Annotated in this window: 17 protein-coding genes; 11 read left to right on the top strand and 6 right to left on the bottom strand. The window is 68.0% G+C overall.

Features of this window, described 5'->3' with window-relative positions:
- Positions 1-87: 87 nt before the first annotated feature.
- The 3 genes from M2319_RS22345 (at position 88) to nudC (ending at position 3,286) form a co-directional block, all read left to right on the top strand.
- Entirely contained in the window at positions 88-1,773 is a 1,686-nt protein-coding gene (locus M2319_RS22345; protein WP_264603696.1) for a methyl-accepting chemotaxis protein, read from the top strand.
- A 131-nt stretch (positions 1,774-1,904) separates the two neighbouring features.
- The gene (locus M2319_RS22340) at positions 1,905-2,327 is read left to right on the top strand and encodes an HIT family protein (RefSeq protein WP_264603695.1); all 423 of its coding nucleotides are present in this window, start codon (positions 1,905-1,907) and stop codon (positions 2,325-2,327) included.
- Positions 2,324-3,286: an NAD(+) diphosphatase gene (gene nudC / locus M2319_RS22335; protein ID WP_264603694.1), complete on the top strand. Its 963-nt coding sequence runs from the start codon at positions 2,324-2,326 to the stop codon at positions 3,284-3,286. The genes M2319_RS22340 and nudC overlap by 4 nt, the downstream gene beginning before the upstream one ends.
- A gap of 87 nt (positions 3,287-3,373) precedes the next feature.
- Here the strand turns inward: nudC and M2319_RS22330 are convergent, their stop codons facing one another.
- The 3 genes from M2319_RS22330 to M2319_RS22320 form a co-directional block, all read right to left on the bottom strand.
- Positions 3,374-4,372: a GNAT family N-acetyltransferase gene (locus M2319_RS22330; RefSeq protein WP_264603693.1), complete on the bottom strand. Its 999-nt coding sequence runs from the start codon at positions 4,370-4,372 to the stop codon at positions 3,374-3,376.
- Positions 4,373-4,769: 397 nt separating this feature from the next.
- Positions 4,770-7,004 carry a PAS domain-containing hybrid sensor histidine kinase/response regulator gene (locus tag M2319_RS22325; RefSeq protein ID WP_264603692.1) on the bottom strand — a complete coding sequence of 745 codons (2,235 nt, stop codon included), beginning with the start codon at positions 7,002-7,004 and terminating at the stop codon, positions 4,770-4,772.
- Positions 7,005-7,160: 156 nt separating this feature from the next.
- A complete protein-coding gene (locus M2319_RS22320) occupies positions 7,161-8,690 on the bottom strand; it encodes a YifB family Mg chelatase-like AAA ATPase (protein WP_264603691.1) in 1,530 nt (509 codons plus the stop codon).
- A gap of 199 nt (positions 8,691-8,889) precedes the next feature.
- On the opposite strand from M2319_RS22320, the gene M2319_RS22315 reads away from it, so the two are divergent.
- The gene (locus tag M2319_RS22315; RefSeq protein ID WP_264603690.1) at positions 8,890-9,831 is read left to right on the top strand and encodes an AEC family transporter; all 942 of its coding nucleotides are present in this window, start codon (positions 8,890-8,892) and stop codon (positions 9,829-9,831) included.
- Positions 9,832-9,920: 89 nt separating this feature from the next.
- Here M2319_RS22315 and gshB read toward each other — a convergent pair whose 3' ends face one another.
- From gshB to rsmI, 3 genes are all read right to left on the bottom strand, one after another.
- Positions 9,921-10,862: a glutathione synthase gene (gene gshB / locus M2319_RS22310; protein WP_264603689.1), complete on the bottom strand. Its 942-nt coding sequence runs from the start codon at positions 10,860-10,862 to the stop codon at positions 9,921-9,923.
- A 96-nt stretch (positions 10,863-10,958) separates the two neighbouring features.
- Positions 10,959-11,339 (bottom strand): YraN family protein, encoded by a 381-nt coding sequence (locus M2319_RS22305; RefSeq protein WP_264603688.1) that lies wholly within the window; start codon positions 11,337-11,339, stop codon positions 10,959-10,961.
- Complete coding sequence (rsmI, locus tag M2319_RS22300) at positions 11,336-12,259, bottom strand: 16S rRNA (cytidine(1402)-2'-O)-methyltransferase (RefSeq protein ID WP_264603687.1); 924 nt, start codon at positions 12,257-12,259, stop codon at positions 11,336-11,338. Before rsmI ends, M2319_RS22305 begins: the two co-directional genes overlap by 4 nt.
- A 371-nt stretch (positions 12,260-12,630) precedes the next feature.
- On the opposite strand from rsmI, the gene M2319_RS22295 reads away from it, so the two are divergent.
- The 7 genes from M2319_RS22295 to M2319_RS22265 all read left to right on the top strand — a co-directional run bounded on the left by M2319_RS22295 (position 12,631) and on the right by M2319_RS22265 (position 19,951).
- Entirely contained in the window at positions 12,631-13,806 is a 1,176-nt protein-coding gene (locus M2319_RS22295) for a penicillin-binding protein activator (protein WP_264603686.1), read from the top strand.
- A gap of 66 nt (positions 13,807-13,872) precedes the next feature.
- Positions 13,873-15,093: a bifunctional phosphopantothenoylcysteine decarboxylase/phosphopantothenate--cysteine ligase CoaBC gene (gene coaBC, locus M2319_RS22290; protein WP_264603685.1), complete on the top strand. Its 1,221-nt coding sequence runs from the start codon at positions 13,873-13,875 to the stop codon at positions 15,091-15,093.
- Complete coding sequence (dut, locus tag M2319_RS22285) at positions 15,090-15,545, top strand: dUTP diphosphatase (protein ID WP_264603684.1); 456 nt, start codon at positions 15,090-15,092, stop codon at positions 15,543-15,545. The genes coaBC and dut overlap by 4 nt, the downstream gene beginning before the upstream one ends.
- A 229-nt stretch (positions 15,546-15,774) precedes the next feature.
- The gene (gene cysK, locus M2319_RS22280) at positions 15,775-16,767 is read left to right on the top strand and encodes a cysteine synthase A (RefSeq protein ID WP_264603683.1); all 993 of its coding nucleotides are present in this window, start codon (positions 15,775-15,777) and stop codon (positions 16,765-16,767) included.
- Between the two features lie 85 nt (positions 16,768-16,852).
- Positions 16,853-18,004, top strand: a complete 1,152-nt coding sequence (locus M2319_RS22275; protein ID WP_264603682.1) for a YbfB/YjiJ family MFS transporter — start codon at positions 16,853-16,855, stop codon at positions 18,002-18,004.
- 91 nt (positions 18,005-18,095) lie between these two features.
- Complete coding sequence (locus M2319_RS22270; protein WP_264603681.1) at positions 18,096-18,656, top strand: helix-turn-helix domain-containing protein; 561 nt, start codon at positions 18,096-18,098, stop codon at positions 18,654-18,656.
- Positions 18,657-18,748: 92 nt separating this feature from the next.
- The gene (locus M2319_RS22265) at positions 18,749-19,951 is read left to right on the top strand and encodes a glycine C-acetyltransferase (RefSeq protein WP_264603680.1); all 1,203 of its coding nucleotides are present in this window, start codon (positions 18,749-18,751) and stop codon (positions 19,949-19,951) included.
- Positions 19,952-20,165 lie beyond the last annotated feature (214 nt).

Below are 20,165 nucleotides of genomic sequence, written 5' to 3'. Positions count from 1 at the left end.
ATACGACGTTTTTTGCGAGTCTTTTAGCCTTCTTTAAGCAGTTAAAAGCCTAATTGAACCAACCGTTGGGTTTGGAGATCAACAAGAATGAACCTCACCATCCGCCAGCGCCTGCTCGGACAATTGGGCATTGTGTCCGTCGGGCTGATAGCGCTCATCGTCGTGTTCGCCCTGTCCTACCGATCGGAGATGATCGCGCAGACCCGGACCGGCCTCGCGAACTACGTGGAAAACGCCTACACCATCATCGAAAGCTACGCCAAGCGCGCCGAAGCCGGCGAAATGACCGAGGACGCGGCCAAGCAGCAGGCCATCGACGCCGTCATGGCGATGCGCTACGGCGGCAGCGGCTATCTCTGGATCCACAATCTCGACGACATCATGATCGCGCACCCGCTCAATCCGGGTCTCGTCGGCAAGAACCTCGCCAACCTCGAAGACGCCAAGGGCGACAAGTTCTTCCTCGGCATGAACGATGTCATCCGCAACAACAACGGCTCGGGCTACTACACCTATTACTGGGCCAAGCCCGGCGAGGCGAAGGACAAGTCATTCCCGAAGGAGTCCTACGTCCGGCTGTTCAGGCCCTGGGGCTACGTCATCGGCACCGGCGTCTATATCGACGACCTCAACGCCAAGATCTTCAATACCGTTCTGTTCGTTGGCGCGATGGCGCTCGCTGTGCTGGCCGTGGTCGGCTTCCTCGCGGTGATGATCTCGCGCTCGATCAACAAGCCGCTCGCCCGCATCAAGGCGGCCATGCTGCAGCTTGCCGACGGACGCACCGACATCGAACTCGATGACGCCCACATGCCGCCGGACATCAAGGAGATGGCCGACACCGTCGTCGTCTTCCGCGATAACGCCGTGGAGCGCCAGGCCCTGCGCGACAAGCAGGACGCGGAGCAGAACCGCCGCCTGGAGCGCCAGCGCCGGGTCGAGGAGCTGATCCAGATCTTCCAGGGCTCCAGCGAGGAAGCGCTCGCCGCCGTCGGAGACTACATGGACCAGGTGCAGAATTCGGCCAAGGCCCTTGCCGGCATCGCCGAGAGCACCTCGACCCAGGCAACGGGCGCCGCCGGCGCCTCCGACGAGGCCTCCAACAACGTCCAGACCGTCGCCGCGGCCTCCGAAGAGCTCGCCGCCTCGATCTCGGAAATTTCCAGCCAGGTCGGCCGCACCAACCAGATCGTCGACGTCGCCACCTCGTCCACCGAGGCGGCGAACGAGAAGGTCGCGGCGCTGGCCGAGGCCGCCCAGAAGATCGGCGACGTGGTCAACCTGATCCAGGACATCGCCGAGCAGACCAACCTCCTCGCCCTCAACGCCACCATCGAGGCGGCGCGTGCGGGCGAGATGGGCAAGGGCTTTGCGGTCGTTGCCTCGGAGGTCAAGACGCTCGCCAACCAGACCGCCAAGGCGACCGAGGAGATCGGCTCGCAGATCGCCTTCGTCCAGGAATCGACCCGCGAGGCGGTCGAGGCCATCGAGGGCATCGCCAAGACCATGGTCGACGTCAACGGCTACACCTCTTCGATCGCCGCCGCGGTCGAGGAACAGGGCGCGGCGACCAACGAGATCTCGCGCAATGCCGGCGAGGCCGCCTCGGGCACGCTCCGCGTCGCCCAGAACATGAGCGGCGTCATGGAGCGGGTCGCGGAGACCAACCAGTCGGCCGACCAGGTCGAACAGCTCGCCCGGGAAGCCGCCGGCCAGGCCAACAATCTGAGGACGGCCGTCAGCGACTTCCTGCAAAAGATCGCAGCGGCGTAAAACCCGCTCGACGCGGAACCGGTGCCTTCCCTTCCTCCCCCCTCGGGTCGGCACCGGTTTTCGTCTGTGAGGCATCCCGCCCGGCGGACGACTCGGATAAGGTCCCGGCGCCAACCGGAGCCCCCCGTTTCATGACCGATGCCTTCTCCCTCCACCCGCAGCTTGACGCCGACAGCAGCCCGATCGCGGACCTTGGCCTTTCGACCGTGCGGCTGATGGACGATGCCACCTATCCCTGGCTGTTGCTGGTGCCGCGGGTGCCGGGTGCGGTGGAACTGATCGACCTTTCGCGCGACGACCGGCACCTCCTCATGGACGAGATCGCGGCGGCCGAAACCGCGCTTCGATCCGTGACCGGCTGCGACAAGCTCAATGTGGGCGCGCTCGGCAACATGGTGCCGCAGCTCCACATCCACGTCATTGCCCGCTTCAAGGGGGATGCGGCCTGGCCGGGCCCGGTCTGGGGCAAGGTGCCGGCGCGGCCCTATGCACCGGACGAGAAATCCAGCCTCATTGCCCGGCTCACGGATGCCCTTGCCGGAGCCGGGCGATGAAGGGCCTCGTCTTTCGCGAGCGCGAGGCCTCGCTGCTCCCCGGCTTTTGCGGCAACGACCTCGACCGCGCCGCCGACCGCCGCGAGGACCCGGCCTGGGTCGAGACGCAGATCGCCCGCTCCGACATGCGCATCTATCTCTTCGACAATGGCAACGCGGTCGTCGACGGCTCGAAAGACGGCGCGGACGCGGTGCAGTTCGACCGCGCGGCGGCGGAAACACTCGGGCTCGACGCGGAGAGCCTCGTCTTCCTGGGCCTTGAGGAGCACCGGCCGCGCTTTGCCGGCCGCCTCCGCTCCGGTAGCGTCGTTGCCGGCATCGTCATGGCGGCAGGCTCAGGCTCGATCGAGATCGCCGACTTCCGCACGCTCGCCAGCTCCGGCACGCTTGGCGCGGGGATCGTCGGCGCGCTCGCCGAGGCGCGCTCGCTGACGCTCTGGCACGAGAGCCACGCCTTCTGCGCCCGCTGCGGGGAAAAATCGGCGCCCGCCCCCGGCGGCTGGCGGCGCGATTGTGGGGCCTGCGGCGCCCACCATTTTCCGCGCACCGATCCGGTCGTCATCATGATGGCGATCGACGGGACCCGCGCCCTTTTCGGGCGCCAGCCGCAGTTTCCCGAGGGCATGTACTCCGCGCTCGCCGGCTATGTGGAGCCGGGCGAGACCATCGAGGCGGCGGTGCGCCGGGAGATCCTGGAGGAGGCCGGCATCACGGTCGGCCGGGTCGTCTACCACGCCAGCCAGCCCTGGCCGTTTCCCTCGACGCTGATGCTCGGCTGCTTCGCCGAGGCGACCAGCACCGAGATCACCATCGACCCGGAAGAGCTGCAGGACGCGCGCTGGTTCGAGCGCGCCGAGATCGCGGCCATGCTCGACGGCGCCCACCCGGACGGCCTCAAGGCGCCGCATCCGCTGGCGATCGCCCATTGGCTGGCGCGGGCATTCGTGGAGATGGGGTGAGGGCGGAGGCCATAGCTCCCCGCATTCCTCTTCGACCAGGTGTTGCCGCCACCCGCGCGCAGAAGCCGGACCCTTAGCCGCCTAATCTCACGCCTTATGCCGGCTGGCGTCCGCTCCGTAATAATTCACGTAGCGCGGGTTGAGTTCGGAGACGGGCATGATGATGAGGGCGTCGACGGTGCCGAACTGGTGGTCGATCACCGCGCCGTCGCCGATCATCGCGCCGAGGCGGAGATAGCCCTTGATGAGCGGCGGCAGGGCGTGCAGCGCGGCGCGGCCGTCGAGCTCGTCCTTGGGGATCCGGTTCATCTCCGTGTAGCGCTCACCCAGCGCGCGGACCCGCCATTCCTCCGGCGCCAGGAAATTGTGGTGCAGGAAGGAGAGCGGCAGGGCGAGCCGGTTCGGATCGGTGCCTTCCAGGCTGGCACAGCCGATCATGGCGTCGATCTTGTTCATCAGGACATAGGCCCAGATGCCGTGCCAGAGCAGCTCCATGGTGCGTTTGTTGCGGTAGGGCTTCAGGACGCAGGAGCGGCCGAGCTCCATGAAGTTGAGGTCCGGCTTGCGGTCGAGCAGCGGCTGCATGTCGAATTCGTCGGCGGTGTAGAAGCCGCCATGCATCTCCGCCACTTCCTGGCGCAGCAGGCGGTAGGTACCGACGATCTGCGGCTTCTTGCGGCCGAGCGCATTGGTCTTGACCTTGATGTCGTGGTCGAGCACCAGAAGGTGGTCGCAGAAATTGTCGAAGCTGTCGCTGTCGCGCCGTGTCGCCAGCGTCTGGGCGTCGGCAACGGCCGACATCTCCTCGTAGAAGACGTGGTAGCGAAGCTGCTGGGCGATCTTGATCTCGCGCCAGGAGCGCGCCAGGCGCACCTCCAGCGAACCGATCTGGCCGAGCGTCGGCGCCGCCGCGGCGCGGGCCGCCGGCAGGATGCGCCCGGTCGGGCTGCGCAGCCCCGGGATCCATCGGTTGCCGGTGACCGGCCGCTTTCCGATCGGTGTGAAACGTCGTGCGCCGCCGCGTTGCGGCTGTTTGTCGGAGCCCTTCATCTGGCCTCTTTTCTGCCGCCGATTGCGATACTTCATCGACGGCCTCTCCCTCGCAATGATGGCTGCCGCATTCCGAATTCTCCGGCCTACGGTCGTAGGACGACAGCTAAACGATAGTTTTCCGACGCTTGTATGACAATGATATGATAGCGGAAACGGATGCAATGGCGAAGCATTCCCGACATCGCCCCTTGCCGCAAATGCGAATCACACTGCGGTCTTTTGATGCATCCGGGCCCAGAAACCGCGCATAAGCCGCCTGCGACCGGGGCAAGGCCGGGCGGAATCGCGGCGCGATTTTTCCATGTAGGTGGACAGGTCATTATTGCCGACGACCGGTCGCAGCGGGTCGCGACCACGGAGCCAGGAAGCGATCCGAAGTCTTATCGTATGCACCGTATCCTGAAGATGCATACGCTGTATTTTGCCGTGGTCAGCCGGTCTGGCCGAGCGCCCGGTCGCGGTCGATCTCGGCGGCGATCGCCTCGGCGAGGCGGTCGCTGTCGAGCGGCTTGATGAGGCGGCGATCGGCACCGGCGGCGCGGCAGGCCTCCTCCGTCTCGGCCATGGTGTCGGCCGTCAGCGCCAGGATCGGACGGCGCGCGGCGCCCGCTGCGGCCTCCAGGGCGCGGATGCGCCGGATCGCCTCGAAGCCGTCGATGCCCGGCATGTGGAGGTCCATGAGCACCAGATCGACGGGCGTCCCGGTTCCGGCAATCGCGGCCTCCAGGGCCGTAACGGCCGCCTCGCCATTGTCGACCGCGGTGACGCTGTGGCCGAGGCGTTCCAGGCCCGCGCGGGTCAGGAGCTGGTTGATCTCGTTGTCCTCGGCAAGGAGGACGTCGAGGCGGCGCCGGGCGGCCGGCGCGCCCGCTGCCGCCTCCTCCGCCATCATGCCGACATCGGCCTCGCCGCGGGCAAGGCCGCCGACGATCTTGGCCAGAGAGCCGGCGCGAATCGGCTTGACGAGATAGGCGCCGGCGCCGGCGGCCCGGTATTTCGGCAGGTCGGGCCGCTCCGTCGGGGCAAGGAGGACGACCGTGGGGGCCTCGATGCCGGCCCGCTTCAGTCCGGCGAGCGCTGCTTCGATGCCATCGCGACAGGCCGCATCGATGAGGACGACGTCGATACCGGACACCGCGGCGAAGGCCGCCGGGTCGCCGCCTTCGATGATGGCGGCGCCGAGGTCGTTGAGGCTCTTTGCCATCATCGGGCCTTCGACCGGGCCATCGGCGAGGATGGCGACGCGGATGCCGGAAAGGTCGCGGCCGGGCCGGGCTGCCTCCACCACCGGTACGGTCAGCGCGAAGGAAAAGGTCGAGCCGTGGCCGAGCGCGCTTTCCACCGAAATGCGCCCGCCCATCAGCCCGACGAGGCGGCGCGAGATGGCAAGGCCGAGGCCGGTGCCGCCGAAGCGCCGGCTGGGCCCGTGGTCGGCCTGCTCGAATTCCTTGAAGACACGGGCCGTCTGTTCCGGCGACATGCCGATGCCGGTATCGCGCACGGAGATGCGGATTTGCGCGCTGTCCTCGCCCGCCGCACGGCCGGCGGAGACCTCGATGGCGACGCCGCCGATCTCGGTGAATTTGACGGCGTTGCCGGCAAGGTTGAGGAGCACCTGGCGCAGCCGCGCGGCATCCAGCATGGCGCGCGCCGGCACGTCCGGCGCAATGTGGGTGGCGATTTCGATGCCCTTGGCCTGCGCGCGCGGCGCGACGAGTTCGGCAAGCTCCTCGACCAAGCCGCGGATGTCAGTTTCGGCGGGAGCGAGGTCGAGCCGGCCGGCCTCGATCTTGGAAAAGTCCAGCACGTCGTCGATCAGCGACAGGAGCGCGTCGCCGGAGGTGCGCACGGCGCGGGCGTAGGTGGTCTGCTCGGCGGTGAGTTTGGTGTCCATCAGGAGGCCGGCCATGCCGAGAATGCCGTTGAGGGGCGTGCGGATTTCGTGGCTCACCATGGCGACGAAGCGGGACTTGGCGCGGTTGGCGGCCTCGGCCTGGTCGCGGGCGACGATGAGGGCGCGCTCCGCCTCGATCGCCTCGGTGACGTCGCGGATCACCGACTGCAGCAGCGGCTGGCCGTCGGGCGAGCGCACCGGCGCGTCGATCCAGGTGAACCAGCGCGGGCCGGCGACGGTCGCCAGCTTCACCCGGCGCTCGCCGTCCTGCAGGGTCTCGTGCTTTTCCTCCGCCTGGGGCAGCAGTTCCAGCGGGCCGCCGATGGCGGCCTCGGCATCTATGCCGAAGGTGCGGGCGAAGACGTCGTTGACGAAGACGATGCGGCCGGCGCCGTCGCGGCGGATGACGACGTCGCCGACGGTGTCGATGACGCTGCGGTGGCGCTCCAGGTCCTCGCGCAGGCCCCAGACCTCGTCGGCAAGGCTTTCGACGCGCTCCCTGAGAAGTTTCGCGTCCTGCAGCGTCTCGCGGCGGCTCGCCGAGAGGGCATCGAGCTTCGGGGTGACGAGGCGGATGCCGCCGACGGTGCCGGCGATCGCGGCAAGGACGACGAAGACCGCGGGCGGCGCGACCGGCGTCGCGACGAAGATGGCCGCGAGGACGAAGAGCAGGGCCGCAGCGAAGGCGAGGACGGGCACGACGGTCGCCGCAATGCGGCGCGGACGGGGCGCGGTCTTTTCGTCGTCGACGGCAAAGAGCGGCAGGGGCATGGGGTACTCCGGAACGCGGGCGGACGTCTTGCGCACCGACGTCCTGATCCGGAGTATGCCGGCAGAGCATTGCGAAAGGCTTGACGCAATAGAACAGCGACGGAAATGCCTGCACTTCTGCGGGATATGGCAGGCGGCGGGATCGTGCCGGCCGGCTCAGGCGGCGCTGGCGAGGGCCGTTGCGGCGCCACGATAGCTGAGCGCTTCGGCGAGGTGGATGCGGCCGACAGAGGGCGATCCGTCGAGGTCGGCAAGGGTGCGGGCGAGCTTCAGGACCCGGTGGTAGCCGCGGGCCGACAGGTGGAAGGCGTCCGCTGCCTCGCCGAGAAGCGTGCGGCCGCCGGCATCGGGCTCGGCGATGCGCTCGATGGCGGAGGGTGCACACTGGGCGTTGGTGGAGACGGCAAGGCCGAGATCGGCAAAGCGCTCGCGCTGGATGTCGCGGGCGGCGGCGACGCGTTCGGCGACGGCGGCGGAGGGCTCCGACGGCGCGGGGGCGATGAGATCGCCGGCAGTGACGGCGGGCACCTCGATGCGCAAATCGATGCGGTCGATCAGCGGGCCGGAGATGCGCGCCTGGTAGTCGGCGGCGCAGCGGGCGCCGCGCCGGCAGGTGTGGCCCGGCTCGCCGGCATAGCCGCAGCGGCAGGGGTTCATGGCGGCGATCAACTGGAAGCGCGAGGGATAGGTGACCCGGTGGTTGGCGCGGGCGATCACCGTCTCGCCGGTCTCCAAGGGCTGGCGCAGCGAATCGAGCACCTGGGGCGTGAACTCCGGCAGCTCGTCGAGGAAGAGCACGCCGTTATGGGCGAGCGAGACCTCGCCGGGCCGGGCCCTGAGCCCGCCGCCGACGAGCGCGGCCATGGAGGCCGAATGGTGCGGCGCGCGGAACGGGCGCGCCGTCGACAGCCTTCCGTCGGAAAGGCTGCCGGCGATGGAGTTGATCATCGCCACTTCCAGCAGTTCTCGCGGCTGGAGCGGCGGCAGCAGGGACGGCAGCCGCGCGGCGAGCATCGACTTGCCGGCGCCGGGCGGGCCGATCATCAAAAGATTGTGGCCGCCGGCGGCGGCGACTTCGAGGGCCCGCTTGGCACTCTCCTGGCCCTTGATGTCGGCAAGGTCGGGCAGTGGGGCGCCCGCAGAGCGAATCCTCGGCTCCGGGCGGGAGAGCACCTGGGTTCCCTTGAAGTGGTTGGCAAGGCCGATGAGGCTGCGGGCGGCGACGATCTCCATGTCGGCACTCGCCCAGGCCGCCTCGGGACCGCTTTCGGCCGGGCAGATCAGCCCCTTGCCGGCCCCGTTGGCGCCGATCGCTGCCGGCAGCACGCCGGCGACCGGCGTGATGGTGCCGTCGAGGGCGAGTTCGCCCAGCACGGAAAAGCCGGCGAGCTGGTCGGCCGGCACGGCGCCCATCGCCGCCATCAGGCAGAGCGCGATGGGAAGGTCGTAGTGGCTGCCCTCCTTCGGCAGGTCGGCGGGGGCGAGATTGACGGTGATGCGCTTTGCCGGCAAGGCGAGTCCGGAGGCGATCAGCGCGGAGCGCACCCTCTCCCGGCTTTCGGCGACCGCCTTGTCCGGCAGGCCGACGATGGTGAAGGCGACGACGCCCGGCCCGATCTGCACCTGGACGTCGACAGGGACCGCCTCGATCCCCTGAAACGCTACCGTCGTGACGTGACTGACCATCGCCTCACCCTTCCCTTTTACAACTCAGACACAACCTTTCCGGGAAGTCAAGAACAATAAGAGAACAAATCCGGATCGGAGGCGGACGGCGGCCGCGCGCGGGCCGCAAGACGCCCATAATCCGCGCCTTGACCGCGGCGGCGAAAACACGCGATAGGCGAAGGGCGGGCGGCAGACAAGGCGGAGGGAGAACGGTTCGGTGGAGGTTTTTTTCGGCCTGACGGTGCCGTTCTTTGCGGTGATCGGGCTCGGCTATCTCGCCGGGGCGCGGCGGCTGATCCCGCCGGCCGGCATCCCGCATCTCAACACCTTCGTCTTCTATTTCTCGATGCCGGCGCTGATCATCGGCGCGCTGGCCAGGCAGCCGGTCACCGTGCTCCTCGACGCTCAATTCCTTGCCGCCTGGATCAGCGCGGGGGTCCTGCTGTTCGCCCTCGGCGCCCTCGGGGCGCGGTTCGCCGGCATGAAGGGGCTTGCCAGCGCGGCGATCTCCGGCCAGGCATCGGCCGTCGGCAATGTGGGTTTCCTCGCCCTGCCGCTTGTCCTGGTTGCATTCGGACCGGGCGGCATCGGCTCGGTCGCCGCCGCCCTCATCATCGATCTCGTCGTCCTCATCCCGCTCTCCATCGGCCTCATCGAGGTCTCGCGCGGCGGCACGGAGCTTTCGGCGACGGCACAGCGGGTGGCGCGTGGGATGGTGTTCAACCCGTTCCTCGTCTCCATCGTTGCCGGCGTGCTGCTATCAGCCACCGGCATCGGCGTCCCGTCCGCGCTCGAGTGGTTCGTGGAATTCCTCGGCGCGGCGGCCGGACCGACCGCGCTCTTTGCCCTCGGCCTGTCACTCGCCGGACGCCGGCTTCGCGGTGATCTTCCCGGCATCGCGCTGATGAGCCTCTTGAAGCTCATCGTCCATCCGGTCGTTGCCTATTTCATGCTGTCGGGGTTCGGGCTTTCGGCAGAAACGGTCGCGGTCGGCACGGTGGTCGCGGCAATGCCGGTCGCCGGCAACGTCTTCGTCATCGCTGAGCAATATGGCGTCGGCGCCAGGCGGGTCTCGGCCGCGATCCTCGTTTCCACGGTGATCGCCGTCGTCACCGTGGCGCTGGCGTTATCGTTTGCTAAGGGGCTTATTGGCGTCTAAGCGCGGCGCAAAAAGCCGATTTCCGAAGAATCGGATTCGCGGAATAAACGGGATTCAATCTGTCCGGACTGCAGTCTATCGGAACCGCGTCAGCCGCGGCGTTTCTCTATGGAATCCCAGATCTTGGCGGCGACGTCGATGCCGGAGAGTTTTTGCACCGAGCGGATGCCCGTCGGGGAGGTAACGTTGATCTCCGTCAGGTAATCGCCGATGACGTCGATGCCGACGAAGATGAGGCCGCGCTTCTTCAGTTCCGGGCCAAGGCGCTCGCAGATCTCGCGCTCGCGCGGCGTCAGCTCGGTGGCCGCCGCCTGGCCGCCCTGCACCATGTTGGAGCGCAGGTCGTCGGCGGCCGGGATGCGGTTGACGGCGCCGGCGAATTCGCCGTCGACGAGGAGGATGCGCTTGTCGCCGGCGCGGACCTCGGTGAGGTAGCGCTGGATCACCCAGGGCTCCGGATAAAGGCCCTCGAAAAGGCTGATCAGCGAGCCGTAATTCTGGTCGTCGGGATGGAGCCGGAAGACGGCGTTGCCGCCATGGCCGTAGAGCGGCTTGATGACGACCTCGCCGTGCTCCTCGCGGAACGCCTTGATGGCGCCGCGGTCGCGGGTGATCAGCGTCGGCGGCATCAGGTCGGCGAAATCGACGACGAACAGCTTTTCGGGCGCATTGCGGACCTCGACCGGATCGTTGACGACGAGCGTTTCCGGGTGGATGCGCTCCAACATGTGGGTGGCGGAGATATAGGCAAGGTCGAAGGGCGGGTCCTGGCGCATGTGGATGACGTCGAAGGACGACAGTTCCACGCGCTCGCCGGCGCCCAGCGTGTAGTGGTCGCCGGCGACATCGCGCACCGAGACCGGCTCGGCCACCGCCGTCACCTTGCCGTCCCACATGGCCATGCTGTCGACCGTGTAGTGATAGAGGCGATGGCCGCGGGCCTCGGCCTCCAGCATCAGGGCGAAGGTGGAATCGCCGGCGATCTTGATGCCGGAGATGTGATCCATCTGGAAGGCGACGGTGAGCGGCATTTTTCGGAAAGCTCCTGGGGAGGGCAGTCAGTCGTTCGTTGATATGTGCGCTTGCGGCCCGTTTGTCCATGGCCGCATGCCTGCCCTGTCCGGCCGTCAGGCGCCTTCGAAGGCGCTCGCGAGATGGACCGGCAGGCGCCCCGGCACGATGAGCACCACGTCGAAGCGATAGGTCGCTTCAGGGTTTGCCGGCTGGCGGGCGATCCAGGCATTGGCGGCGGCCTCGATGCGGGCGCGGGTGCGGGCATCGACCGCCTCGATGGCGGCCGCTTCCGTTTTGCGTGCCTTGACCTCGACGAAGGCAACGACGTCGCCGCGCCTGGCGATCAGGTCGATCTCGCCGCGGCCGGAACGGAAGCGGCGGGCGAGGATGCGGTAGCCCTTGAGGCGCAGGAACATGGCGGCGACGGCCTCGGCAGAGAGCCCGCGGCGGAACGCGGCGCGGCGCTTGCCGGTTTCTTTTGCCTCCGACGTCACGACCCGCCCTCCCCCACGGCCGCAGCATTCTTAAGTTCCACGGCGCGCTTGTAGAGCGTGCGCCGGTCGCGGCCGGTGGCCTTGGCCACCTCGCCGGCGGCGGCCGAGGCGCCGCTGCGCGACAGGGCCTCGGCAAGGGCGGCGTCGATGTCGATCTCCGTCTCGGCGACCTCCTCGGGCGGGCCGACGACGATGACGATCTCGCCTTTCACCGATTCGCCGGCATAGGCCTCAGTAAGGCTCCCGAGGGTGCCCCGCCGCACGGTCTCGAATTTTTTAGTCAGTTCGCGCGCGACGGCTGCAGGCCGGTCGGCGCCGAGCACCTCGGCCAGGTCCTTCAGCCCCGCGGCAAGGCGATTCGGCGACTCATAAAAAACGAGGCTTGCCGGAATGCCGGCCAGCACCTCGATGCGCCGCTTGCGCGGGCCACCCTTGTTGGGAAGGAAGCCGGCAAAGAGCACCGTGTCGGTGGCAAGGCCGGCGGCGACCGTTGCGGCAAGGAGCGCCGAGGCACCGGGGATCGGCACCACCCTGTGGCCGGCATCGAGGGCCTCCGCGACGAGCTTCAGGCCGGGATCGGAAATCAGCGGCGTGCCGGCATCGGAAATGAGCGCCACCGCAGCGCCGTCGGCCAGCATCTGCAACAGTTTCGGGCGCTGCTTTTCCGCGTTGTGGTCGTGGTAGGCAAGGAGCCGCGTGGCGATGGCAAAGTGGTTGGTGAGGACGCGCGAGACCCGGGTGTCCTCGCAGGCGATGACGTCGGCGGCGGCCAGGGTCTGCAGGGCCCGCAGGGTGATGTCGCCGAGATTGCCGATGGGGGTGGAGACCACATAGAGCCCCGGCTCCAGGCGCGGCGCGGCAACGGAAGCGCCGAAGACGGCAAAGGCGCGCGGCGCGTCCTTCGGGGTCGGGGAAGCCATCGTTTTCCGGTTCCTTTATGGCAAGGCTATAAATTGTCTTAATTATTGGAACTTATGCTAAGGACAGGGCCGATGCCCAGAGGGTTGCCTTGCAGGGACCCCACGGCAGGTCGAAACGGGGCGCGCGGGGACTGCGACCCTTGACGGCCCGGACGCCCGCTCCGGCGGGCAAGACGAGACCGGTCTTTTGGAAGGCAAACTTCAGAAAAACCGGCCTCGGCAAAGAATTTAGGACCGGCCAATGTCCTTTGACATGGTCAGACAAGGCGTTCAGTATGCCGGATGGGGTCGGAACAATTTCCAGATTGCATCCTCATGCGGCAGGGGAGGCTAGGGTGTATCGAGTAAACCGTCTTTTTGCCTCACTTTCCATGGGCAATCTAAAGCGTGGCGCCGTCGTTGCAGCCGTGCTCGCCGTTGCCGCATGCGGCGGTGGCGGCGGCTTTTCCGGCTGGGGCAGCGGCCCGTCGCGCTCGTCAGGTCCGGTGGCGCCGAGCGGCGAGACCATCGGCTCCGGCTCCGTGCGGGTCGGCCTGCTGTTGCCGAACTCGGCCGGGGGCGATGCCAGTTCCGTCGCACGGCTGTTCCGCAACTCCGCAGAGCTTGCGATCAACGACTTCCAGGGCGGCGACATCCAGCTCCTGGTCAAGGACACCAACGGCTCGTCGGAAGGCGGCAAGGCGGCCGCCCAGGCGGCGATCGCGGAAGGTGCCGAACTGATCATCGGCCCGGTGTTCGCCCCGGCCGTCGGCGGCGCTGCCAGCGCGGCGCGCTCCTCGGGCGTTCCGGTCGTTGCCTTTTCGAGCAATTCCAGCGTTGCTGCGCGCGGCGTCTACCTGCTTTCCTTCCTGCCGCAGAACGACGTGCGCCGGATCGTCTCCTTCGCCTCCAAGCGGGGCAAGAAGTCGTTCGCCGCGATCGTGCCGAGCAACGCCTACGGCCAGGTGGTCGAGGCCTCGTTCCGGCAGTATGCCGGCCAGTTCGGCGTCCGCGTCCTCGGCATCGAGCGCTATGACGGCACGGAGGCCGACATCCGCGCCAAGGCCGAGGCGATCGCCACCCTCGGCCCGCAGATCGATGCGGTGTTCATTCCGGATGGCGGCGGCGCGGCGCGGATCATCGCCGGCGTCCTCGCCCAGAAGGGCGTGACCAGCCAGACCGTCCAGATGCTCGGCACCAGCCAGTGGGACAATCCGGCGATCCTTGCCGATTCGTCGCTGCGCGGCGGCTGGTTCCCCGGCACCGACAAGGCCGGCTACCAGAAGTTCGCGAGCCGCTACCAGGCGGCCTATGGCGTCAGCCCGCCGCGGACCGGAACGCTTGCCTATGACGCGACGATCCTTGCCGCGGGCCTTGTCCGCAGCGCGGGCGCGCGCCGGTTCTCCGAGGACATCCTGACCAATCCGGACGGCTTCCTCGGCATCGACGGCGTGTTCCGCTTCCGCCGCGACGGCACCAACGAGCGCGGCCTTGCGGTCTATGAGGTCGCGGGCGGCCAGCCCCGCGAGATCGATCCGGCGCCGAAATCGTTCTCCGCCGGCTACTAGGACCGTCCTTCCCACGACAGGAGCGCCCGGAGCCCTTTTCCGGGCGCGGGCGAGCGAATACCTCCCATGCTGCACTCCCGGCGCATTCTCCTCATCGTCAGCGGCGGCATCGCCGCCTATAAGAGCCTCGACCTCGTCAGGCGTCTGCGCGAGCGCGGCGCGTCCGTGCGGGTCGTCATGACGGCGGCGGCGACCGAGTTCGTCACGCCGATGAGTTTTTCCGCGATCTCCGGCGACCGGGTCTTCACCGACCTCTTCGACCGCGACGATGAGCACGACATCGGCCATATCCGCCTGTCGCGGGAAGCCGACCTCATCGTCGTCGCGCCGGCGACCGCCGATCTTCTCGCCAGGATGGCGAACGGGATCGCAAACGACCTCGCCTCCACCGTGCTCCTTGCCACCGACACGCCGGTCCTTGCCGCGCCGGCCATGAACCCGATGATGTGGGCGCATCCGGCAACGCAGAGGAACGTCGCGACGCTCCGCGGCGACGGCATTGCCTTCGTCGGCCCTGCCGTCGGCGAGATGGCCGAGAGCGGCGAGGCCGGCACCGGCCGGATGGCCGAGCCGATGGAAATCGTTGCCGCTGTCGAAGCCCATTTCGACGGGGCCGCCAAGCCGCTCTCGGGCCGCAAGGTGGTCGTCACATCCGGGCCAACCGTGGAGCCGATCGATCCCGTCCGGTTCCTCGCCAACCGCTCCTCCGGCAAGCAGGGTCATGCGATTGCCGCTGCCGCTGCCGCTGCCGGCGCCGAGGTGACCCTTGTTTCGGGGCCGGTTTCGCTCGGCGATCCGGCCGGCGTCAGAACCGTCCATGTGGAGACCGCGCGGCAGATGCTTGCGGCCGTGGAGGCCGCCCTTCCCGCCGACGTCGCGGTCATGGCCGCCGCCGTTGCCGACTGGCGCCCGGCCACGGAGACCACCGCGAAGATGAAGAAGACGCCGGGGAGCGGCCCGCCTGCCCTCACCCTCGTCGAAAACCCCGACATCCTCGCCACCATCGGCCGGCACGAAACGCTGCGGCCGCGCCTCGTCGTCGGCTTTGCGGCCGAGACCAACGACCTCATCGCCAACGCCACGGGCAAGCTGACCCGCAAGGGCGCCGACTGGATCGTCGCCAACGACGTGTCGCCGGCCACCGGCGTCATGGGGGGCGACGCCAACACCGTGCGCATCGTCCGGGCGGACGGCGTCGAGGACTGGCCGACGCTCTCCAAGGGCGACGTCGCGGCCCGGCTCGTGGCCGCGATCGCCGAGGCTCTTTCGAAGGCCGACGCATCGTGACCGCGCGCGTTTCCGTCAAACAGCTCCCGCACGGCGCCGGCCTGCCGCTGCCGGCCTATCAGAGCGCGGACGCCGCCGGCCTCGACCTCCTTGCCGCCGTTGCCGAGGACGCGCCTGTGACGCTCGCCCCCGGCGCCCGCGCCCTGATCCCCACCGGCATCGCCATTGCCCTCCCCTCGGGCACGGAGGCGCAGGTGCGGCCGCGCTCCGGCCTTGCCCTGAAGCACGGCGTCACCGTCCTCAATTCCCCCGGCACCATCGATGCGGACTATCGCGGCGAGATCGGCGTGATCCTGATCAATCACGGCGAGGCCCCCTTCACCATCCGCCGCGGCGAGCGCATTGCCCAGATGGTGCTGGCGCCGGTGCTGCAGGCGGACTTTCAGCCGGCCCTGGATCTGGAGGCCACAGTGCGCGGCGCCGGCGGCTTCGGCTCCACGGGCCGCGACTGAAATTTTGCGCTGCAGCAGGGTTTTCCGGCGCTACGGCGCAAAACGATTCTAGCCCTAGTCAAAATTTCAGAACAGATTGCCCCAAATAGGCGTATACAGTCCGCGCGTCGCCCTCGCTCCGTTCGCAACCTTTCGCTAAAATTCCCGCCAACGCACCGGCGTGCCGGCCGCTCCTCACATGCGGCGCCGCCGGACTTCTTCCAGCTCGCTTTTTCAGAAAGGTCAGACCATGAGCAATGCCGCTGCCCTTAAGACCGAAGATGCCCCCGCGCCCGGCCGCGGACGGATCTATTCCTCCATCATCGAGACCATCGGCGACACCCCGCTGGTCCGCCTCGACCGGCTGGCCAAGGCCGCCGGCGTCAAGGCCAACCTCCTTGCCAAGCTGGAGTTCTTCAACCCGATCGCCAGCGTCAAGGACCGCATCGGCGCGGCGATGATCGACGCCATGGAGGCCGACGGCAAGATCACGCCGGGCAAGACGACGCTGGTCGAGCCGACCTCCGGCAATACCGGCATCGCGCTCGCCTTCGTCGCGGCCGCCCGCGGCTACCGGCTGATCCTCGTCATGCCGGAGACAATGTCGATCGAGCGCCGCAAGATGCTGCGGCTGCTCGGCGCCGAGCTGATCCTCACGGAAGGCCCGAAGGGCATGAAGGGCGCCGTCGCCAAGGCCGAGGAACTGGTCAAGGAAATCCCCGACGCCGTCATCCCGCAACAGTTCGAGAACCCGGCCAACCCGGCGATCCACCGCGCCACGACGGCCGAGGAAATCTGGACCGACACCGGCGGCGCCGTCGACGCCTTCGTCTCCGGCATCGGCACCGGCGGCACCATCACCGGCGTCGGCCAGGTGCTCAAACAGCGCAAGCCCGACGTGCGCGTCGTCGCCGTGGAACCGGCCGACAGCCCGATCCTCAGCGGCGGCAATCCCGGTCCGCACAAGATCCAGGGCATCGGCGCCGGCTTCGTGCCGGGTGTGCTCGACACCTCGGTCTATGACGAGGTCGTCACCGTCTCCAACGACGATGCGTTCCATTTCGCCCGCCAGGCCGCGGCAGTGGAAGGCATTCCGGTCGGCATCTCCTCCGGTGCGGCGATCGCGGCCGCCATCCGCGTCGGCTCGCGGCCGGAAATGGCGGGCAAGAACATCGTCCTCATCATCCCGTCCTTTGCCGAGCGTTATCTTTCCACGGCCCTCTTCGACGGGCTGGAGGAGTAGTCGCGGGAAGCGCGAAGTACGATTGCGATAGCGCCGGCGGTTGAATCTGCTTGATCGGCCGTCGGCGCCGCGGCAATGCTTCGGAGTGACCGAAGATCGTAACCACCCCCTGAGGCTCGCCATCGGCGGGCTCATCGCGCTGGCGGCCGCAATGGGCGTTGGCCGTTTCGTCTATACGCCGATCCTGCCGGTTATGGTCTCCGCCCTCGGGCTCTCCAAGAGCGCGGCGGGCCTCGTCGCCTCCTCCAACTATGCCGGCTATCTCCTCGGCGCGCTGCTTGCCGCAACGCCGATCATCAAGGGTTCGCGGCGCGGCTGGTTCCTCGGCGGCCTCGCCCTCAGCGCCGTCACCACCGGCCTGATGGGCGTCACCGAGTCGCTCGCCGCCTTCCTCATCCTGCGCTTTGTCGGCGGCGTCGCCAGTGCCTTCGTGCTGGTCTATTCCTCCGCCCTCGTCCTCGACCGCCTTGCGCGGGCCGGCCGCGCCGGGCTCGCCTCCGTGCATTTTGCCGGTGTCGGCCTCGGCATTGCCGGATCGGCCGCGCTGATGGCGCTAATGGTGGTCGGGGGCGCCGACTGGCAGGCCCTTTGGTGGGCGAGCGCTGCCGTCACCGCCGTCGCCCTCGTCGCCGTTGCCTTCCTCATCCCGGAGCGAAAAACGGCGCCGTCGGCCCCGGTCAGGCGCGACGGCGGGTGCAACCCGGGACTTTCCATCCTCATTGCCGCCTACGGGCTCTACGGCTTCGGCTACGTCATCACCGCGACCTTCCTCGTCGCCATCGTCCGCGATGCGCCCGACATCGCGCCGCTGGAGCCGGCGATCTGGCTCGTCGTCGGACTCGCGGCCGCGCCCTCCATCGCCATCTGGAGCATGGTGGCGAGACGGATCGGCGACCTTGCCGCCTTCGCGGCGGCCTGCCTGATCGAGGCGCTGGCGGTCATCGTCAGCGTCACGGTGCTGACCCCGCCGGCGATCCTCATTGCCGCCATCCTCTTCGGCGGCACCTTCATGGGCATCGTCGCGCTCGGCATTTCCGCCGGACGGCGGCTCTCCAGCGGCGATGCGGAACGGATGCTGGCCCTGATGACCGCCTCCTTCGGCCTCGGCCAGATCGTCGGCCCGGCCTTTGCCGGCACCCTCTTCGATGCCACCGGCAGCTTCCTCATTCCGTCTGCCGCCGCCTCCGCCGCCCTCGTGGTCGCAGGCGCGATGGCCTATGCCATCAAGAAGCTCTGAACCAGTCACTCGGACCGGGCGGCAATTGCACGACCGGCATGTCGCGTGATAGAAATCCGATATACTGGATTTTTTCGGATACAAATGCCCCATGTCGACACCGGAGATCGGACCTGTCCTGCAACGCCGCCGCAAGGCCGAGGGCCTGACGCTGGGACAGCTTGCGGAGCGATCGAGCGTTTCCAAGTCGATGCTGTCGCAGATCGAGCGCGGCCAGGCCAACCCGACCTTCGCCGTCCTTTGGAGCCTGACCCGGGCCCTCGGCATCGAACTGGCCGACCTCGTCGACGGCGCGGTGCCGGCCGGCACCGGCGGCACCATCGAGATCGTCTCGCCGCATGCCATCCCGGAAATGCGCAGCCCGGACGGGCAGTGCCGCCTGCGTATCTTCAGCCCGCCGCAGATGGCCGGCATGACCGAATGGTACGAGCTGACCGTCGAGCCCGGCGGCATCCTCGACAGCAGCGCCCATACTCACGGCGCGACCGAGCATCTGACGGTCTATGAGGGCGCCCTCACGGTGACGAGCGGCGGCGCCAGCGAACGGGCCCATGCCGGCGACACGGCGCGCTATCCGGCCGACACAGCGCACAGCATCGCCAACCGGGGCGACGCGGCGGCACGGGCGCTTCTGGTGGTCGCCTATCGCTGACGCCGCCCGGCCTTTCGGCCGCAACCGCTGATTTCCCGCTTGACGACGTCCGGAATGATAGATTATCCATTATATTGAACATGGAGATCGATATGTCGGACGATTTCACGGCCCACCTCAAAAACACCCTTGAGGAGATCGAGGAGGCCGGACTCTACAAGCGCGAGCGGCTGATCGCCGGACCGCAGGGCGGCCGCATCGACATCGCCTCCGATGGGGGCAAACGCGAGGTCATCAATCTCTGCGCCAACAACTATCTGGGACTTGCCAACCATCCCGAGATCGTCGCTGCGGCCAAGCAGGCGCTCGACGAGTTCGGCTTCGGCATGGCGTCCGTGCGCTTCATCTGCGGCACACAGACCCTGCACCGTCAGCTCGAGGAGCGGATCGCGCGCTATCTCGGCAAGGAGGATGCGATCCTCTTTGCCGCCTGCTTCGATGCCAATGGCGGGGTGTTCGAGCCGCTCCTCACCGACGCCGATGCGATCGTCTCCGATTCCCTCAACCACGCCTCGATCATCGACGGCGTGCGGCTCTCCAAGGCCAAGCGCTACCGCTTTGCGAACGGCGACATGGATGCCCTGGAGGACCAGCTCAAGGCCGCCGATGCGGACGGGGCACGGTTCAAGCTCATCGCCACGGACGGCGTCTTTTCCATGGATGGCGCCGTCGCGAACCTTCCCGCCATCTGCGACCTTGCCGAGCGCTACGGCGCGCTCGTCCTGGTCGACGACTGCCACGCCACCGGGCACCTGGGCGAGAAGGGCCGCGGCACGCCGGCGCTGACCGGGGCTGGTGACAAGGTCGACATCGTCACCGGCACCTTCGGCAAAACACTCGGCGGCGCCATGGGCGGCTTCGTTGCAGCAAGCAAGCCCGTCATCGACCTGTTGCGCCAGCGGGCGCGGCCCTATCTCTTTTCCAACAGTCTCGCGCCTGCCGTCACCGCCGGATCGCTGAAGGCCATCGACATCGCGGAAGCCGCCGACGACCGGCGCGCGACCCTTGCCCGGCACACGAAGCGCTTCCGGGCCGGGCTGACGGAGGCCGGTTTCGACCTCCTGCCGGGCGAGACGCCGATCATCCCGGTGATGCTCGGCGATGCGGCGCTTTCCCAGAAGATGGCGGCGGCGCTCGACGAGCGGGGCATCTACGTCACCGGCTTCTTCTATCCGGTGGTGCCGAAGGGCAAGGCCCGGATCCGCACCCAGATGTCGGCCGCGCTCAGCGACGCCGACATCGACACCGCCCTTGAGGCCTTCATCGCCGTCGGCACCGACCTCGGCATCCTGTAACGATATGAATAGGACAACCACGCCTCCTCTCGCGTCATCGCGAGGAGCCGCAGGCGACGCGGCGATCCAGAGCAGTTTGCTCGGAACGCGCGGCCCTGGATTGCCGCGCTCGCTTCGCTCGCTCGCAATTGTGCGAGTTCAGATATTCGGTGATGGGATCGCGGAAAGGAGCGACCCATGCGCGACAACAGCTATGACCGGACGATCGAACGGA

The sequence above is a fragment of the Rhodobium gokarnense genome (assembly GCF_025961475.1).
Classification (GTDB): Bacteria; Pseudomonadota; Alphaproteobacteria; order Rhizobiales; family Rhodobiaceae; genus Rhodobium; species Rhodobium gokarnense.
Note: the sequence above shows the minus strand (reverse complement) of the source record. Positions and strands in the feature narration are given on the sequence as shown.

Coding starts and splice junctions, on each gene's coding strand:
- M2319_RS22295 (WP_264603686.1), top strand. CDS start 12,631: ATGGGCAATCTAAAGCGTGGCGCCGTCGTTGCAGCCGTGCTCGCCGTT.
- M2319_RS22325 (WP_264603692.1), bottom strand. CDS start 7,004: ATGCCCCTGCCGCTCTTTGCCGTCGACGACGAAAAGACCGCGCCCCGT.
- gshB (WP_264603689.1), bottom strand. CDS start 10,862: ATGCCGCTCACCGTCGCCTTCCAGATGGATCACATCTCCGGCATCAAG.
- M2319_RS22270 (WP_264603681.1), top strand. CDS start 18,096: ATGTCGACACCGGAGATCGGACCTGTCCTGCAACGCCGCCGCAAGGCC.
- coaBC (WP_264603685.1), top strand. CDS start 13,873: ATGCTGCACTCCCGGCGCATTCTCCTCATCGTCAGCGGCGGCATCGCC.
- cysK (WP_264603683.1), top strand. CDS start 15,775: ATGAGCAATGCCGCTGCCCTTAAGACCGAAGATGCCCCCGCGCCCGGC.
- M2319_RS22265 (WP_264603680.1), top strand. CDS start 18,749: ATGTCGGACGATTTCACGGCCCACCTCAAAAACACCCTTGAGGAGATC.
- rsmI (WP_264603687.1), bottom strand. CDS start 12,259: ATGGCTTCCCCGACCCCGAAGGACGCGCCGCGCGCCTTTGCCGTCTTC.
- M2319_RS22330 (WP_264603693.1), bottom strand. CDS start 4,372: ATGAAGTATCGCAATCGGCGGCAGAAAAGAGGCCAGATGAAGGGCTCC.
- M2319_RS22340 (WP_264603695.1), top strand. CDS start 1,905: ATGACCGATGCCTTCTCCCTCCACCCGCAGCTTGACGCCGACAGCAGC.
- M2319_RS22345 (WP_264603696.1), top strand. CDS start 88: ATGAACCTCACCATCCGCCAGCGCCTGCTCGGACAATTGGGCATTGTG.
- M2319_RS22320 (WP_264603691.1), bottom strand. CDS start 8,690: ATGGTCAGTCACGTCACGACGGTAGCGTTTCAGGGGATCGAGGCGGTC.
- nudC (WP_264603694.1), top strand. CDS start 2,324: ATGAAGGGCCTCGTCTTTCGCGAGCGCGAGGCCTCGCTGCTCCCCGGC.